This is a genomic window from Microbacterium sp. X-17 (genome assembly GCF_039615055.1).
The window spans coordinates 386,059-402,182 of record NZ_JBDHNI010000002.1 but is presented as its reverse complement, the minus strand read 5'-3'; the positions used below and the strand labels follow the sequence as shown (position 1 = coordinate 402,182).

15 protein-coding genes are annotated in these 16,124 nt (G+C 73.1%); 14 read left to right on the top strand and 1 reads right to left on the bottom strand.

Annotation, left to right across the window (positions count from 1 at the left end; all coding sequences use genetic code 11):
- Positions 1-2 precede the first annotated feature (2 nt).
- From fdhD to ABCS02_RS10255, 9 genes are all read left to right on the top strand, one after another.
- On the top strand, positions 3-869 hold the full coding sequence (gene fdhD / locus ABCS02_RS10295; protein WP_345835545.1) for a formate dehydrogenase accessory sulfurtransferase FdhD: 867 nt from the start codon (positions 3-5) through the stop codon (positions 867-869).
- A 93-nt stretch (positions 870-962) separates the two neighbouring features.
- A complete protein-coding gene (locus ABCS02_RS10290; protein ID WP_345835544.1) occupies positions 963-1,319 on the top strand; it encodes a hypothetical protein in 357 nt (118 codons plus the stop codon).
- Entirely contained in the window at positions 1,297-2,082 is a 786-nt protein-coding gene (locus ABCS02_RS10285) for an ion channel (RefSeq protein WP_345835543.1), read from the top strand. Before ABCS02_RS10290 ends, ABCS02_RS10285 begins: the two co-directional genes overlap by 23 nt.
- 126 nt (positions 2,083-2,208) lie before the next feature.
- Positions 2,209-3,252, top strand: a complete 1,044-nt coding sequence (gene gnd, locus ABCS02_RS10280; protein ID WP_345835542.1) for a phosphogluconate dehydrogenase (NAD(+)-dependent, decarboxylating) — start codon at positions 2,209-2,211, stop codon at positions 3,250-3,252.
- 335 nt (positions 3,253-3,587) lie between these two features.
- The gene (locus ABCS02_RS10275) at positions 3,588-5,102 is read left to right on the top strand and encodes a DEAD/DEAH box helicase (protein ID WP_345835541.1); all 1,515 of its coding nucleotides are present in this window, start codon (positions 3,588-3,590) and stop codon (positions 5,100-5,102) included.
- Between the two features lie 102 nt (positions 5,103-5,204).
- Complete coding sequence (locus ABCS02_RS10270) at positions 5,205-5,591, top strand: PadR family transcriptional regulator (RefSeq protein WP_345835540.1); 387 nt, start codon at positions 5,205-5,207, stop codon at positions 5,589-5,591.
- Positions 5,591-6,475, top strand: coding sequence for a permease prefix domain 1-containing protein (locus tag ABCS02_RS10265; protein WP_345835539.1), 885 nt, complete (start codon positions 5,591-5,593; stop codon positions 6,473-6,475). Before ABCS02_RS10270 ends, ABCS02_RS10265 begins: the two co-directional genes overlap by 1 nt.
- Positions 6,476-6,627: 152 nt before the next feature.
- On the top strand, positions 6,628-7,641 hold the full coding sequence (locus tag ABCS02_RS10260; protein WP_345835538.1) for an ATP-binding cassette domain-containing protein: 1,014 nt from the start codon (positions 6,628-6,630) through the stop codon (positions 7,639-7,641).
- Positions 7,638-8,456 (top strand): ABC transporter permease, encoded by an 819-nt coding sequence (locus tag ABCS02_RS10255; protein ID WP_345835537.1) that lies wholly within the window; start codon positions 7,638-7,640, stop codon positions 8,454-8,456. Before ABCS02_RS10260 ends, ABCS02_RS10255 begins: the two co-directional genes overlap by 4 nt.
- Positions 8,457-8,485: 29 nt before the next feature.
- Here ABCS02_RS10255 and ABCS02_RS10250 read toward each other — a convergent pair whose 3' ends face one another.
- Positions 8,486-9,211, bottom strand: a complete 726-nt coding sequence (locus ABCS02_RS10250; protein WP_345835536.1) for a winged helix-turn-helix domain-containing protein — start codon at positions 9,209-9,211, stop codon at positions 8,486-8,488.
- A gap of 363 nt (positions 9,212-9,574) precedes the next feature.
- On the opposite strand from ABCS02_RS10250, the gene ABCS02_RS10245 reads away from it, so the two are divergent.
- From ABCS02_RS10245 to ABCS02_RS10225, 5 genes are all read left to right on the top strand, one after another.
- Positions 9,575-9,901: a GNAT family N-acetyltransferase gene (locus ABCS02_RS10245; protein WP_345835535.1), complete on the top strand. Its 327-nt coding sequence runs from the start codon at positions 9,575-9,577 to the stop codon at positions 9,899-9,901.
- 49 nt (positions 9,902-9,950) lie between these two features.
- Positions 9,951-10,355 carry a DUF1622 domain-containing protein gene (locus tag ABCS02_RS10240; RefSeq protein ID WP_345835534.1) on the top strand — a complete coding sequence of 135 codons (405 nt, stop codon included), beginning with the start codon at positions 9,951-9,953 and terminating at the stop codon, positions 10,353-10,355.
- A gap of 78 nt (positions 10,356-10,433) precedes the next feature.
- Positions 10,434-11,588 carry an exonuclease SbcCD subunit D gene (locus ABCS02_RS10235; protein ID WP_345835533.1) on the top strand — a complete coding sequence of 385 codons (1,155 nt, stop codon included), beginning with the start codon at positions 10,434-10,436 and terminating at the stop codon, positions 11,586-11,588.
- On the top strand, positions 11,585-14,557 hold the full coding sequence (locus ABCS02_RS10230) for an SMC family ATPase (protein ID WP_345835532.1): 2,973 nt from the start codon (positions 11,585-11,587) through the stop codon (positions 14,555-14,557). The genes ABCS02_RS10235 and ABCS02_RS10230 overlap by 4 nt, the downstream gene beginning before the upstream one ends.
- 106 nt (positions 14,558-14,663) lie before the next feature.
- On the top strand, positions 14,664-16,067 hold the full coding sequence (locus tag ABCS02_RS10225) for an MFS transporter (protein ID WP_345836327.1): 1,404 nt from the start codon (positions 14,664-14,666) through the stop codon (positions 16,065-16,067).
- The last annotated feature ends 57 nt before the right edge of the window (positions 16,068-16,124 follow it).

The window sequence follows — 16,124 nt, the reverse complement described above, 5'->3', positions numbered from 1 at the left end:
TCGTGAGTCGGATCGTCGCGCGCAGACCTGTGCTGCGGATCTCGGTGGGCGAGGGGGAGCGCCGCGCGCCCGACGCCCTCGCGGTCGAGGAGCCGCTGGAGATCCGCGTCGGCGGGGCTCCGCTCGCGGTCACGATGCGCACGCCGGGCCACGACGTGGAGCTCGCGACCGGCTTCCTCGTGTCCGAGGGGGTGATCTCCCGCGGCGACGAGGTCCACTCCGCCATCCACTGCGGCGGCCCCGGCACCGGCGGGCAGGAGAACACCTACAACGTCCTCGATGTGACGCTCGCGCCCGGTGTGGCGCCGCCCCGCCCGGAGGTCACGCGCAACCTCTACACGACGAGCTCGTGCGGCGTGTGCGGGAAGGCCTCGATCGAGGCGATCGAGACGGTGTCGTCGTTCGACGTCGCCGCCGACGAGACCGTCGTGGATGCCGCCCTCCTCACGCGTCTGCCGGACGCGCTTCGCGCGCAGCAGGCGGTCTTCGAGCAGACCGGCGGGCTGCACGCCGCGGGGCTGTTCGATGCCGCGACCGGGGAGGCGATCGTCGTGCGCGAGGACGTCGGCCGGCACAACGCCGTGGACAAGGTCATCGGGCGCGCGGCCCTCGACGGCCGGCTGCCGCTGGGCGGGACCGTGCTCCAGGTGTCCGGTCGGGCGAGCTTCGAGCTCGTGCAGAAGGCCGTCATGGCGGGGATCCCCGTGCTCTCCGCCGTGTCCGCGCCGTCCTCGCTGGCGGTCGAGCTGGCCGCGTCCGCGGGGCTCGCGCTCGTGGGCTTCGTCCGCGGGTCGTCGATGAACGTCTATGCGGGTGCCTCGCGCATCCTCCGGACCGCTCCCAGCCCGCGGCATCCGTCCACGGTCTGACGCGTCCTCCTCACGCGCCTCGGCCCCCGGATGTGGGAGAGTGCGTGGTGAACGGCGGCATCGACCGCGCCGCCCGCGTCCCGAGGAGTCTCCATGTCCGATCGCCGCCCCTTCGGCGTCACGCTCGTCGCCGTCATCGCCTGGATCACGGGCGCGATCCAGATCGTGTCCGGGATCGTCGCGCTCTTCCGGGGCGACGCGGGCGTGGGCTGGATCGAGCTCGCCGTCGGCGTCATCACGATCGTCGTCAGCCTGGGGCTGTTCAGCGGCAACCGCGGCGCGCGCATCGTGGTCACGATCGTGTTCGCCCTCAACGTGATCGGGTCGATCCTGATCATCATCACGAACCCGCTCAGCTTCTGGGCGGCCCTGTGGAGCGGCCTGTTCCCGCTCATCGGTCTGTTCCTGCTGTACTCGCGCCCGGCGAATGCCTTCTTCGCGCGCCGCTGAGGCATCCTCGGCGGGGGTCCTGAACGAGACCGCCGCCCGGTACGGCATCCGCGTCGCCCGGTGGGACAAGGCCATGGAGTGGCCCCTGACCGTCGCGGCCGTGATCTTCCTCGTCGCCTACTCCTACGAGATCCTCGCGGATCCGGAGGGGGTGTGGGCCACCGCGACCCGGCTCGCCACGTGGGTCACGTGGGGGTTGTTCTGCGTCGACTACGTCGTGCGGCTGACCATCACCGAGCACCGGTGGCGCTGGTTCTACCGGCACCTCCTCGATCTCGCGATCGTGGTGCTGCCGATCCTCCGGCCGCTGCGGCTCATGCGGTTCTTCACGATCCTCGCGATCATCCAGCGCGGGGCCGGGGCGAAGTTCCGCGGCCGCGTCACCATCTACATCGTCGGGGCGACGATCATCACGATCTTCGCCGGAGCCCTCGCCGTGTACGACGCCGAGCATCGCGTCGGCAACATCACGTCGTTCGGCGACGCGCTGTGGTGGGCGTTCGTGACGATCACGACCGTCGGCTACGGCGACTTCACGCCGGTCACGTTCGCCGGACGCCTCGTCGCGGTCGGCCTGATGCTGGGCGGCATCGCCCTCATCGGCATGGTGTCGGCCACCCTCGCCTCGTGGATCGTGGAGCGCGTCTCCGACGAGACGACCGTGAAGGAGCACGCCACCCAGAACCAGGTCGAGGAGCTCCGCGCCGAGATCGCCGAGCTGAAGGACATGATCCGCGACCTCCGCCCGACCCCCTCCCCCTGAGTCTGCCCCACCCCCTCCCTGAGTCCGCCCTCTCCCCGGCCCACCCCTCCGCGAGAACGCGCGTATGTACGCGACACGCCGAGGGATCGTGACACAGGCGCGTTCTCGCGGGTCAGGATCGCACTGATGCAAATGGGAATGGTCGGCCTCGGCCGCATGGGTGCCAACATCGTCCGCCGACTGATGCGCGACGGTCACGAGACCGTGGTCTTCGACGTCAGCCAGGATGCCGTGACCGCGCTGGCCGGGGAGGGCGCCACCGGCGCCGACAGCCTCGCCGACCTCGCGTCGAAGCTGCAGACCCCGCGCGTCGTGTGGCTCATGGTGCCGGCCGGCCTCACCGGCGAGGTGGTCGAGCAGGTCGCCGCGGTCTTCGAGCCGGGCGACATCATCATCGACGGCGGCAACTCCAACTACCGCGACGACGTGCGCCGTGCGCGCGCGCTCAAGGGCAAGGGGATCCACTACGTCGACGCCGGCACGAGCGGCGGCGTGTTCGGCCTCGAGCGCGGCTACTGCCTCATGGTCGGCGGCCCGGATGAGGCGTTCGCCCGTATCGAGCCGCTCCTGAAGACGATCGCGCCGGGCGCCGGCGACATCCCGCGCACGCCGGGCCGCGAGGGCGACTACGCGCCGGAGGAGCTCGGCTACCTCCACTGCGGGCCGTCCGGCGCGGGCCACTTCGTGAAGATGGTCCACAACGGCATCGAGTACGGCATTATGGCCGCGCTCGCCGAGGGCCTGAACATCATCGACAACGCGGATGCCGGCATCCACCAGGAGTCGCACTCCGCGGAGGTGGCGCCGCTCGAGGAGCCCGAGTTCTACCAGTTCACGATCCCGACCCCGAAGGTCACCGAGCTGTGGCGCCGGGGATCCGTCATCTCCTCGTGGCTGCTCGACCTCACGGCGGCTGCCCTCGAGGAGAACCCGACGCTGGGCGGACTCGCCGGCCGCGTGTCCGACTCCGGCGAGGGTCGCTGGACCGTCAAGGCCGCCGTGGACGTGGGCGTGCCCGCGCCGGTGCTGGCCGCGTCGCTCTTCGAGCGCTTCGCCTCCCGCGGCGACGACCACTACGCCAACCAGCTGCTGTCCGCCATGCGTCTCCAGTTCGGCGGGCACCACGAGCTCCCCGCCGGCGACGTCCTGGAAACCGGCACCTCCTCGTAGCCGCAGGCCACCCCGCCCCACCCAGGCCCCACCCCGGGGCCCCCGAAACCACCTCTTGCTCGCGAGATCACCCGCTTGCGCGCGGCGGAGCAGGTGCGCCCGCGACGAGCAGGTGGTCTCGCGAGCACCACGGGAAGCGCGGGGTCGCCGTGCGAGTCGGGTAGAATCGAGAGGTGGAGCGTTTCGCTCCCTGCGTCGTCAGAACGCACGGCTGCTCTCGAGCGCCTCTTTTCTCGCGGCGAACGGATACGTCGTCCGACGTCTTCGCCCCCTTCCTCTCCTGCGGCGCACGAACCTGATTGCGCGCGGGCGGGACCTGCCCGAAAGGCCCCTCCATGTCCTCTTCCCTTCCCTCCTTCGGCGCGCTCGGCGTGCCCGATGCCCTCATGCGCGTGCTCACGGCGCAGGGCAAGACCGAGCCGTTCCCGATCCAGGTCGACACGCTCCCTGACACGCTCGCCGGCCGCGACGTGCTGGGCCGCGGCAAGACCGGCTCCGGCAAGACGCTCGCGTTCGCGCTGCCCCTCGTCGCTCGCCTGTCCGGCGGGAACGCGGCGACCCGTCGTCGCAACCGTCCGCGCGGCCTCGTGCTCGCGCCCACGCGCGAGCTCGCCACGCAGATCCACGAGACGATCAGCCCGCTCGCCGCCGCGGCATCCCTCACGACCACGACGATTTTCGGCGGGGTCAACCAGAAGCGCCAGGTCGACGCGCTCAACGCCGGTGTCGACATCGTCGTGGCGACGCCGGGACGCCTCGACGACCTCATGAAGCAGGGCTTCGCGCACCTCGACACCGTCGAGATCACGGTGCTCGACGAGGCCGACCACATGGCCGACCTCGGCTTCCTGCCGGTCGTGACGCGGATCCTCTCCGCCACCCCCACCGGCGCCCAGCGGCTGCTGTTCTCGGCGACGCTCGACAACGGCGTCGACAAGCTCGTGCGCCGCTTCCTGCAGAACGAGGTGCTGCACTCCGTCGACGAGGCGACCTCGCCGGTCGCGGCCATGACGCACCACCTGTTCGAGACGGCGGATGCCACCACCAAGAAGGACCTCGTGACGACGCTCGCGTCGGGCACGAGCCGCCGCATCCTCTTCACCCGGACGAAGCACCAGGCGAAGAAGCTCGCCCGGCAGCTGACGGATGCCGGCATCCCGGCCGTCGACCTGCACGGCAACCTCTCTCAGCCGGCGCGCGACCGCAACCTCGCGGCGTTCGGCGCGGGCGACGTGCGTGTGCTCGTCGCGACGGACGTCGCGGCCCGCGGTGTGCACGTCGACGACGTCGCGCTCGTCGTGCACGTCGATCCGCCCATGGAGCACAAGGCGTACCTGCACCGCTCGGGCCGCACCGCGCGCGCCGGCAGCGCCGGCGACGTGGTGACGATCATGCTCCCGGAGCAGCGTCGCGACACGCTCGCCCTGCTGCGCAAGGCCGCGATCGCGGTCTCGCCGCAGTCGGTCCGGCACGACGACGACCCGGTCGCAGCGCTCGTGGGCGAGCGCGCCGAGTACGTGACCCCGGCGCCGCGTCCCGCCCCGCAGCAGCAGGGCGGTGGGCGGTCGCAGGGCGCGAACGCGCAGCGCAAGCGCGCCGCGCGCGAGAACGCCGGCGGATCCTCCGCCGGCGGGAGCGCGGGCCGCAGCGGCGGATCCCGCCGGCGCGGGCGCGGCTCCTCGGACGCGCAGACGCCGTCCGGCGCCTCCGGCGAGCGCGCGCAGTCCGGCTCGTCCGGCCGCGCTTCCGGCCGGGGTCAGTCGCCGGCGCCGCGCCGCGCGATGCGCGTCGGCGACACGGTCGCGCAGCACTCGCGTAACGCCCGCACGAACCGCCGCGCCCAGGGCTGACCCGCCCCGCCCCCGGCCCCGCCTCCTTTCGCGGCGGGGCTGCGGGTGAGTGCGGGTTTGGGTCTTGCGTGGACAGGTACTGTGCGTGATACAGTACCTGGCGTGACACAAGAAGATGCCTTCGCCGCCGATCTCCTGCGCGGCCACACGGACACGATCGTGCTCGCCGTGCTCCGCCGGGGCGAGCGGTACGGCTTCGAGATCTACAAGGCGATCCGCGATGCGACCGGCGGCGAGCACGAGATCAAGGAGGCGACGCTGTACGCGACGTACCGCCGCCTCGAGCGCGACGGCCTCGTCGAGTCGTACTGGGGCGACGAGACCCAGGGCGGACGCCGCAAGTACTACCGCATCACCGACGCCGGTCGCGCCGTGTTCCGCGGAAACGTCGCGGCCTGGGTCGCGACCCGCCGCATCATCGACGGTCTCCTCGACGTGAGGGATGACCGCTCCTCCACCGCCCCCTCCACCGCAAAGGACGCGCGCTGATGAACACCGACCTCCACCGCCTCCTCGACGAGGCTTTCGCCGGGGTCGAGATGACCCCCGACGCGCAGGACCTGAAGGAGGAGATCCGCGCGAACCTGATCGCCCGGGTCGCCGAGCTCGAGGCATCCGGCCGCAGCTCGTCCGAGGCCGCCCGCGAGGCGGTCGCCGAGCTCGGCGACGTGCGCGACCTCCTCGCCGAGCCGGATGCCGCGACCCGCGCGCCCGGTGGCGACCCGTTCGCGGCCGCGCAGGCACGCCACCACGTGCGGCCGAAGCCCGCCTACGTCGTGCGGACCGTGATCGCCTCCGTGGTCGCCGTCGCCGGCCTGCTGCTGGCCGCGCTCGGCGCGACCGGCGTCCTGCCCGTGCCGCTGGGGGTGACGATCCTGTTCCTCGGGATCGGCGCGACCGGCGTCGCCTGGATCGTCGGCGACGCGCTCGTGCAGGAGACCACCACGAACCACCCCATGTCGTCCCTGCGGGCGGGCGGGTTCTTCCTCGCGACGTTCCTCGTGATCTACGGTGCGGGCTTCGCCGGTCTGGTCGCCCTCTCGGCGCTGCCGGTCTGGGGCATCGTGTTCGCGGCGCTCGGCGTCGTCGTCGGCACGGTCCTCTATGCCTGGCTCGGCGCGACCCAGACGAACCGGCGGAAGGCGTGGGTGCGCGAGCTCACCCGGACGATGCCGCCGAACCGGTTCGAGCAGGAGCCGGAGACCGCTGCGCGGTTCGGCATCTACACGGCCGTCATCTGGGTCGTGACCTTCGCGGTCATCGTCGTGCTCGTCTTCACGGTCGGCTGGTGGTGGGCGCCGCTCGCCTTCCTCGGCGGCTTCGCCCTCATGATGCTGATCCTCGCCCGGATGATGTTCGCCCCCTCCCGCTGACCCGCCCCGGGCCCCGCCACCTCCCGCCGAGAACGCACGTATGTATCAAGACAAGGCCGAATCCGTGACATAGGCGCGTTCTCGCGGGGTGGGGGACCGGGCCGAGGCACGGGTGGGGGACCGGCCGCAACCGACGCAAGGAAAGGAACACCATGTCCGACACCCGCACCGCGATCGACGCGGCGGAACTCGTCAAGGTCTATCCCGGCCGCGGCCGTCGTCCGGCGGTCCGTGCCCTCGACGGACTCGGGTTCCGGGTCCCCACCGGCCGCGTCTTCGGGCTCCTCGGCCCGAACGGCGCCGGCAAGTCCACCACGACGAAGATCCTGACAACGCTCTCGCGGCCGACCTCCGGCACCGCCACCGTCGCGGGGCACGACGTCGCGCGCCGCCCTGACGCGGTGCGCGCCGCGATCGGGTATGTGTCCCAGGGCGCGAGCACCGACCCGCTCCTGACCGCGACCGAGAACCTCGAGATCGCGGGCCGCCTCCGCGGCATGCCGGCGGCCGAGTCCCGGTCCCGCGCGAAGCGCCTGCTCGCGGAGTTCGGACTGGCGGATGCCGCGCGCCGGCCCGTCGGCACGTACAGCGGCGGCATGCGGCGCCGGCTCGACGTGGCCGCCGCCCTCGTGCACCGCCCGAGCGTGCTCTTCCTGGACGAGCCCACGACGGGTCTCGACCCCGAGGCCCGGGCCGCGATGTGGGCCGAGATCCGGCGGCTGTCGGCCGAGGAGGCGCTCACCGTCGTGCTCACGACGCACTACATGGAGGAGGCCGACCGGCTGGCCCACGAGATCCTCCTCGTGAACCGGGGCCGCGCCGTGGTGCAGGGCACCCCCGACGCGCTCAAGTCCGCGCTGCACGGCGACTCGATCCGCGTCTCGCTCGTCGAGCCGGATGCCGCGGCGGTGCGCGCCGTGGCCGATCGCGTCCCGGGCCTGCGCGACGTCGTGGTCGAGGCATCCGGGTCCGACGGCACGCTCGCCGCCCGCACCGACGACGCCTCCGCCGCGGTCGGCGCGGTCATCGCGGCTCTTGACGCCGCCGGCATCCGCTACGGCCAGGTCGCCGCATCCCACCCCACCCTCGACGACGTGTACCTGCACTTCGTCGGCCACACCTTCGGCGACACGGTCGTGTCGCCCGCCCGAAAGGACGCAGCATGAGCGCCACGATTGCACTGGGTGGCCTGGTCGTCGCCCCCACGGGGGCCGGATGGCTCTCCCAGACGGGCCAAGTGCTGCGGCGCTGGCTCATCGCCAGCATTCGCCAGGTCTGGGGACCGGCGATGGCGCTCATCCAGCCGGTCATCTGGATCGTGCTGTTCGGCGCGGTCTTCCACGCGCTCGGGGCCCTGCCGCAGTTCGGCGGCGCGGGCTACATCGACTACCTCGTGCCGGGTATCCTCATGATGACGGTGCTGTACTCCGGCGCCTGGGCCGGCACGGGCTACATCGACGACATCGCGTCCGGCGTGATGGACCAGTACCTCACGTCTCCGGTCTCACGGTCGGCGATCATCGCGGGGCAGCTGCTCCAGCAGCTCATCGTGAACGTCGCGCAGTCGCTCGTCGTGCTCGGGATCGGCGCGCTCGCGGGCGCCCGCTACCCCGGCGGCGTGCTCGGGATGCTGGCGGCGCTCGGCGTCGCGACGATCCTCGCGACGATCTTCTGCTGCTGCTCGACCGCGGTCGCGCTGACGACGCGCAACCAGATCGCGCTCATCAGCCTGTCGCAGCTAATCGTGCTGCCCGCGACGTTCCTGTCCACGACGATGATGCCCGCCTCGCTCACGCCGGAGTGGGTGCAGGCCGTGTCGCGCTGGAACCCCATGACGTGGGCGGTCGAGCTCGGCCGCGGCGGCCTGTCGGGCGCCTACCCGGCCGACGGCTGGTGGCAGCTGATCGGGCTCGTCGTGCTGGCGGTGCTCGCCTTCACGTGGGCGCTCCGCTCGATCCGCGCCTACCAGCGCTCTATTTAGGAAGGTACGTTTCCGGTGGCCCAGTCCGATCAGAAGCGATCGGGCGAGGGGGTGCCGTGGCCGAAGCGGATCACGACGTCGGCGTGCCGGTCGAACCGGTACCCGGCGCCGCGGACCGTGCGCACGATGTCTTCGTACGCGCCGAGCTTCGCGCGCAGGCGACGGACGTGCACGTCGATCGTCCGCTCGCCCGGGGCCTCCTCGCCGTCGCCCGCGCTCCACAGGGATGCGACCAGCTCGGCCCGCTCGATCGTGCGGCCCTCGCGGAGCACGAGGTACTGGAGCAGTTCGAACTCGGTGAACGTGAGGCCCACGGAGTCGCCGTCGACGACGACGCGCTTGCGGGAGATGTCGACGACGACGCCGCCGCGCGGCTCCTCCGTCTCGGCGCGGTCGGCACCCTGCGCGCGCGCCGTCGCGGCCGGCTCGTGCAGAGCGCGACGGACGACGTCGACGTCACGGCCGCCCGCGCCGACGGGCGCGAGGGCGACGGTCGCGTGGGTCTCGGCGGCGGGGACGAGCTCGTGGATCGTGCGGCGCAGGGCCTCGACGATGGCGCTGAGGGAGACGCCGGCCTCGGCCGCCTTCTCCTCGTCGAGCCCGACGTAGAGGGCGAAGCCGCGCGGCGTGGTGCCCTCGGGAAGCGCGGGGGAGGGGGCGGGGGGCGCCGGCGTGGCGGCGGTGTCGGGGGTCTCGACGAGGCGGAGTGCGGGCCGGGTGCTCGCGGGGCGGTCGAGGAGTGCGGTGCTGGACATGAGTGCGGATCCTTGCGGAGGGAACCCGGGGGCTGTCTGCCCGTCGTCGGGTTCTGACGGAGTTCTCTGTGGGCGCGGGGCGCCGGGGGCGAGCTCTCGAGGATCGTCAGGATCACTCGGTGCTCGGGGGATGTCCTCGCGATCGTCGCGAGAATTCCCGACAGGGGTCACCAGATCAGCGACACATTCGACAACACGTCGCGACGCGGCCGGCCATCATGCCGGCAGTCCCGTTCGCCTCCCAGGCGGACAGAGAGCGTGCGTCGATAGTCATGCGGCCGATTATCTCCGAACTCGGGCGGCGGTGTCAAACTTCTCTTCCGGATCGGCCCGGCCGCCGCGGGGCCGGGTTAGCCTGTCGAGATGACCGACTCCCAGCCTGCCTCCGATGGTGCGGGCTTCCGCTTCTCCGACGAGCAGGGCTCTTCCCGATACGCGCTCCACCGCGGTGACGACCTCGTCAGCGTGATCGACTACCGCGACGACGGGCGCACGATCGCGATGACGCGCGTCTTCACGGTGCCCACGTTCCGCGGTCAGGGGCTCGCCGGCGAGATCATGGAACGCGCCGTCGCCCACCTCGAGCAGCAGGGCGATCGGAAGGTCATCCCGGTGTGCTGGTACGCGGCCGACTGGTTCGCCGCGCGGCCGGAGCGCTCCGGCATCCTCGCGGAGCGCGCGCCCGCCTGACCGCTCGCCAATCCGCGGGCGTGTGCGCGGCCGGGCCTAGGCTGAGCGCGTGGGCATCGAAGTGGTGTTCGTCTGGGTAGCCGTCGGCTTCGAGCTCATCGGCGCGCTCGCGATCGTCGCGGGCTTCGTGATCGCGGTGGTCCTCGGTATCCGCTCGCTCGCTCGGGGCGAAGGCGCCGTGAGGGCGTTCCAGGCGCTCCGGACCACGTTCGGCGGGGGGATCCTGTTCGGCCTGGAGGTGCTCGTCGCGGCCGACCTCATCCGCACGATCACCTCGAAGCCGTCGCTCGAGGACGCCACGATCCTCGGGATCATCGTGCTGATCCGGACGATCCTGTCGTTCTCCATCCAGATCGAGATCGAGGGTGTGCTGCCGTGGCGGCGCGCGCTGCTCACGAGCGGCGCGCAGGTCGTCGCGTCGCAGGTCGCGGCGGACCGCCGAGCCTCGGCCTGATCCGCCCCGCACCGCCGGAAGGCGCCACGGCGGTGGGTCTCCGGGGGGATGTCGGAGGGCCGACGTACCGTGTGAGGCATGCGGATCCTGCACACCTCCGACTGGCACATCGGGCGGACCTTCCACGGTCACGCGACGCTCGATGCGCTGCGCGGCGTGCTCGACGCGCTCGCGGCCCAGGTGCGCGAGCACCGCGTCGACCTCGTTCTCGTCGCGGGCGACGTCTTCGACTCCAGCGCGCCGCCCGCCGCGGCCTATCCGCTCCTGACCGATGCGCTCGTCGCGATCCGGGATGCCGGGGCGCGTGTCGTCGTGACGAGCGGCAACCACGACTCCGCGGCCCGGCTCGGGTTCCTGTCGCCCCTGCTGCGCGAGGGCATCCACGTCGTGACCGATCCCGCGACGATCGGGGAGCCGGTCACGATCGCGGATGCGCACGGGCCGGTGCACGTGTACGGCATCCCGTTCCTCGAGCCCGCGCTCGTGCGACACCTGTGGCCGGAGGCGGCCGTGCGCTCCCAGCACGACGCTCTGGTGCTCGCGATGGAGCGCGTGCGGGCGGATGCCGCGGCGCGGGGCGGCCGCTCCCTCGCCGTGGCGCACTGCTTCGCCGCCGGCGTCGAGCCCACGCCAGGGCTCGAGCGCGACATCCAGCAGGGTGGCCTCGACGTCGTGGCGCTGTCGGCCTTCGACGGGCCCGACTACGTCGCGCTCGGCCACATCCACGGCAGGCAGCAGCTGTCCGAGCGCGTGCGCTACGCCGGGGCGCCGCTGCACTACAGCTTCGGTGAGGGCGACAAGCCCCGCGGGTCGTGGCTCGTGGAGCTGGATGCCGAAGGCCTGGCCTCCGTCGAGTGGCTCGCGCTCCCCGTGCCGCGTCCGCTCGTAACGCTCCGCGGGGCGTTCGCCGAGCTGCTCGCCGATCCGCGGTTCACGGATGCCGAGGCCGCGTGGGTGAGCGCCGAGTACACCGATGCGACGCCCGAGCTCGATGCCATGCGGCGCCTGCAGGAGCGCTTCCCGTGGTGCGCGCGCGTCGAGCATGCCCCGATGCGCCGCGGCGCCGACGACGGCCGCACGTACGCGGGTCGCGTGCGGGCGGCCCGCACCGACGCGGAGCTGTTCGACGCGTTCCTCGTCCACGTGCGCGAGGGCGAGGGGGCGTCCGAGAGCGAGCGCGTGCTGATCCACGAGGTCATCGCCGACGAGGTCATCGCCGAGGTGCGCGCGTGAGGCTGCACCGGCTGGAGCTCGAGGGCTTCGGGCCGTTCCGTGAGCGGCAGGTCGTCGACTTCGACGCGCTGGCCGGCGACGGCCTCTTCCTGATCGCGGGGCGCACGGGTGCGGGCAAGTCCAGCATCCTCGACGGCGTGTGCTTCGCGCTCTACGGCGGAGTCCCGCGCTACGAGGGCGGCGAGCGGCGGGTGCGGAGCGACCACTGCGAGCCGGACGATCCGACCCGCGTCGTGCTGGAGCTCACGATCGCGGGCTCCCGCTGGCGGGTCTCGCGCGCGCCCGAGTTCGAGCGGCCCAAGCGGCGCGGCGCGGGCGTCACGAAGGTGGCGGCCGACGCGCTCCTGGAGGAGCTCGTGGCCGGCGAGTGGATCGGTCGCGCCGCCGGGCCCCGCGACGTGGCGCTCGCGCTCGACGAGATCCTGGGGCTCACGCAGCAGCAGTTCCTGCAGGTCGTCCTGCTCGCGCAGAACCGCTTCTCCCAGTTCCTCCTCGCGAAGAACGACGAGCGGCAGCGCGTCCTGCGGACCCTGTTCGGCACCCACGTGCACGGCGAGTACGAGCGGCGTCTCGACGAGCGTCGACGGGCCTCCGAGCAGATCCGTCGCGTGGACGAGGAGCTGCTCGCGAGGCTCCGCGCCGAGGCGGCCGAGCTGGCCGAGGAGAACGGACTCGCCGACGCTGATGCACCCGCCGATGCGGCGCGGATGACCGAGCGCGCGGAGTACCGCGCCCGCACGGCCACGGATGAGGTCGACCGCGCGTTCGACGCCGTCCGCGCCGCCGAGGTCGCACGCGCGGCGGCGGAGGCGCTCCAGGACCGGCAGCTCGCTCGCACGCGGTCGCGCCGCGCGCTCGCGGAGCTCGACGAGCAGGCGGCCGGCGTCGAGGCGGCGCGTGTCCGCCTCGCGCTGGCGCGCGACGCGGAGGCGCTGCGCGACGTCGTGCGTGCCGCGGCGGGTGCACGCGCGGCGGCGGAGGCCGCGGCGCAGGCCGAGGCCGACCAGCGCACCGGGTGGATCGCGGCGGGCGAGCCCGACCGGGGGATCGCGGAGCTGCGCGCGCTCGAGGAGCGGCTCACGGGCGAGTTGGCGCGGTGGGCGGACGCGGTCGAGGTGGAGCGGCTTCTCGAGGGGGAGGCGGTCGCGGCCCGCGAGCTGCGCGCGCGGGAGACCTCGCTCGGGGAGGAGCTCGCTCAGCGGGCCGCGGCGCGGGACACGATCGAGACCGAGCTCGCCGATCTCGCGCGGCGACTGCCCGGGCTAGTCGCGGCGGCGGCCGTGCTCGACGGAGCCCGCGCGGCGCGAGACGACGCGCGGACGCGGCGGGATGCGGCGGTCCGTGCCGAGGTGCTGCGGGCGGAGTCCGCCTCGGCCGAGGTCGCGCGGCTCGCCCGCGCGCGCGACGTCCAGGAGGCGTCGGCCGCGGTCGCGACCCTGCTGCAGCACCGCCTCGCCGGGTTCGCGGGCGAGCTCGCCGGGGCGCTCGTGGCCGGGGAGCCGTGCGCGGTCTGCGGCGCGGTCGAGCACCCCGCGCCCGCACGCGTTGAGGGCGTCGCGGTCACCGAGGAGGACATCGCAGCCGCCGAACGGGAGCGGGACCGGGCTCTGGGGGCCGCGACGGCGGCGACCGAGGCCGCGCTCGACGCCCGTGCCGCGTACGAGGCCGCCGCCGCCATCGCCGGAGACGCCACGGCGATCGACGCGGAGGAAGCCCTCGCTGCGGCGGAGGCCGCGGTGGCCACGGCGGTCGCCGCCGACGCCGATCGCGACCGTGACGGCCGGCGCCGCGACGAGCTCGCCGTCGCGCACGAGGAGCTCTCCGGGGGGATCGAGGGCCTGGGCGCGGATGCCGCGGCTCTGCGCGAACGGCTGGTCGCGCTCGACGGGCGCATCGCGGCGGCGCGCGCGACGGTCGAGACGGCGCGGGGCGAGCATCCGTCCGTGGCGGCCCGTATCGCCGAGACCGAGGCCCGCCGTGAGCGGGCGCGTGCGTTCGCCGAGGCTCTGTCTGAGCGGGCGGCGCGGGAGAGCGTCGTGGCAGACGCTGAGGCGGCCCGCGATGCGCGCATCGCGGGAACGCTGTTCCGCGACGCGGGCGCGGTCGAGGCCGCGCTCGTGGAGCGCGCCGAGCAGGAGGCGCTCGATCGCGGCGTGCGAGAGCACGAGACGGCGGTCGGCGTCGAGAAGGAGCGGCTGTTCGCCCTGGAGCTCGAGCTCGCCGACGTCCCGGAGGAGCCGGTCGACGTCGCCGCCGCGCGAGCATCGGAGGCCGATGCCCGCACCGGTTGGACGCGGGCGGTGCAGGCCCAGGCCCAGGCGACGCAGCTCGCGGAGCGCCTGGGCGCCCTCCGCGACGGTATCGGCGCCGCGGAGGACGCCGACCGGGAACGAGCGGAGGAGCATCGGGTGCTCACCCGCCTGGCCGACACCGTCGCGGGCCGCGCCCCGAACACGATGCGGATGTCGCTGGAGACGTTCGTGCTCGCGGCCGAGCTGGAGGAGATCGTCGACGCGGCGAACGTCCGGCTCGGCGAGATGTCCGCGGGCCGCTTCCGGCTGCAGCACACCGACGCGCTCGCGCGGCGCAACGCCGCCTCGGGCCTCGGGCTCGAGGTCTTCGACGCTTACACGGGCCGCGCGCGCTCGCCGCAGTCGCTCTCCGGCGGCGAGACGTTCCTCGCGTCGCTCGCGCTCGCGCTGGGCCTCGCCGAGGTCGTGAGCGCGCGCGCCGGCGGCATCCGTCTCGACACCCTGTTCGTCGACGAAGGCTTCGGGTCGCTCGATGTCGAGACGCTCGACCTCGCGCTGACGACGCTCGACGCGCTGCGCGCCGGGGGTCGCACGGTCGGCGTGATCAGCCACGTCGAGGCCATGCGCGAGCAACTGCCGGCACGGTTGGCGGTGGAGGCGACGCCGCGTGGCCCGAGCGTCATCCGTCAGGAGGTCTTCGAGGGCCTCGCGTCCTAGGCTGGGCGTCGTGGGTGACGGAGCGGAAGCGGCGGCGGGGAATCAGCCGGTCACCCGTGACATCCCCCTCGACTCGGTGCAGCGCGGGCGCGCTTTCGCGGTGTGCATCGCGGTCGCCGGGCTCACGATCCTCGACCTGACCAAGGTCAACGTCGCGCTGCCGTCCATCGAGAACGCCCTGGGCGCGGAGTCCGCGCAGCTGCAGCTGATCGTCGCCGGGTACGTGTTGACCTTCGGGCTCTTCCTCGTCCCGATGGGGCGATTGGGTGATCAGCGGTCGCGCCGCCTGCTCTTCGTCATCGGCCTCGCGGTGTTCACCCTCGCGAGCCTCGCGGCGGCGCTTGCGACCGACGCGACGATGCTCCTGATCGCGCGGCTGGTCCAAGGGGCTGCGGCAGGGACGCAGATGCCGCAGGTGCTCGGGACGATCCAGGTGCTCTTCCGCGGTCGCGCGCGCGGTCGGGCGTTCGGCCTGTTCGGCGCGGTCGTCGGTGTGTCGGTCGCCCTGGGCCCGACCCTCGCCGGCCTTCTCATCGCGGTGGGCGGGGCGCACGACGGCTGGCGCTGGATCTTCTGGATGAACGTGCCGCTCGGGCTCGCCGCGATCGGCCTGGTGCTGTGGCTCCTGCCCGAGACCCGGGAGCGATCACGGCGGCGCGTCGACCTCGACCCGGTCGGTGTGGTGCTGTTCGCCGCGAGCGTGTTCGCCCTCCTGTGGCCGTTCCTCTTCACGACCGGGGCGCCCGACGACAATCCCGCACGCTGGTGGCTGCTGCTCGCCTGCGCGGTGCTCGTGGCCCTGTTCGTCCTGTGGGAGCGGTGGTACGCGGCCCACGGGAGGCAGCCGCTGCTGCCGGGATTGCTCATGCGGATCGGATCGTTCCGCAACGGGACGGTCATCCAGGCGGCGTACTTCGCCGCGACCCCCGCGATGCTCCTGCTCACGACCCTGTACCTGCAGATCGGCCTCGACGTCCCGCCGGTCTTCGCGGGGATGGTGTCGATCGGCTTCGCGCTGACGAACGCGGTCGGGTCCTGGGTCGCGGGCACGCTCGTCGGCCGCTTCGGTCGGACGATCGTGGTGTGGGGGCTCGTGGTCGTGCTGCTGACCCTCGTCGGGCTGACGGTGGTGGTGATGGTGTCGGCGCGTGACCTCGTGCCGTATGCGATGGCGGCCGTGCTGACGGTGTCCGGGATCGGCGGCGGCCTCGTCATCTCGCCGAACCAGACGCTGACCCTCGCGCAGGTGCCCGTGGCGCAGGGCGGTCTCGCCGGGTCGGTGGGTCAGCTCGGGCAGCGGATCGGCACGGCCATCGGCAGCGCGATCGCGCTCGCGCTGTTCTACGCCACCATCTACCGCGAGAACGACGGCCGCCCGAAGCCCGACGTCTTCCACGACGCGTTCCTCTTCGGGATGATCTCGGTCATCGTCTTCGGCCTCATCGCGTTCGCGGTCGCTCTCGCGGACCTCGGCCAGCGCCGTCGCTCCGCACAGCCCCCCACCCCCTGAGAACGCGGGTGGTGGCCCAAACACCGGCGGGTTGGGGTGACAACCCCCGGGACCACG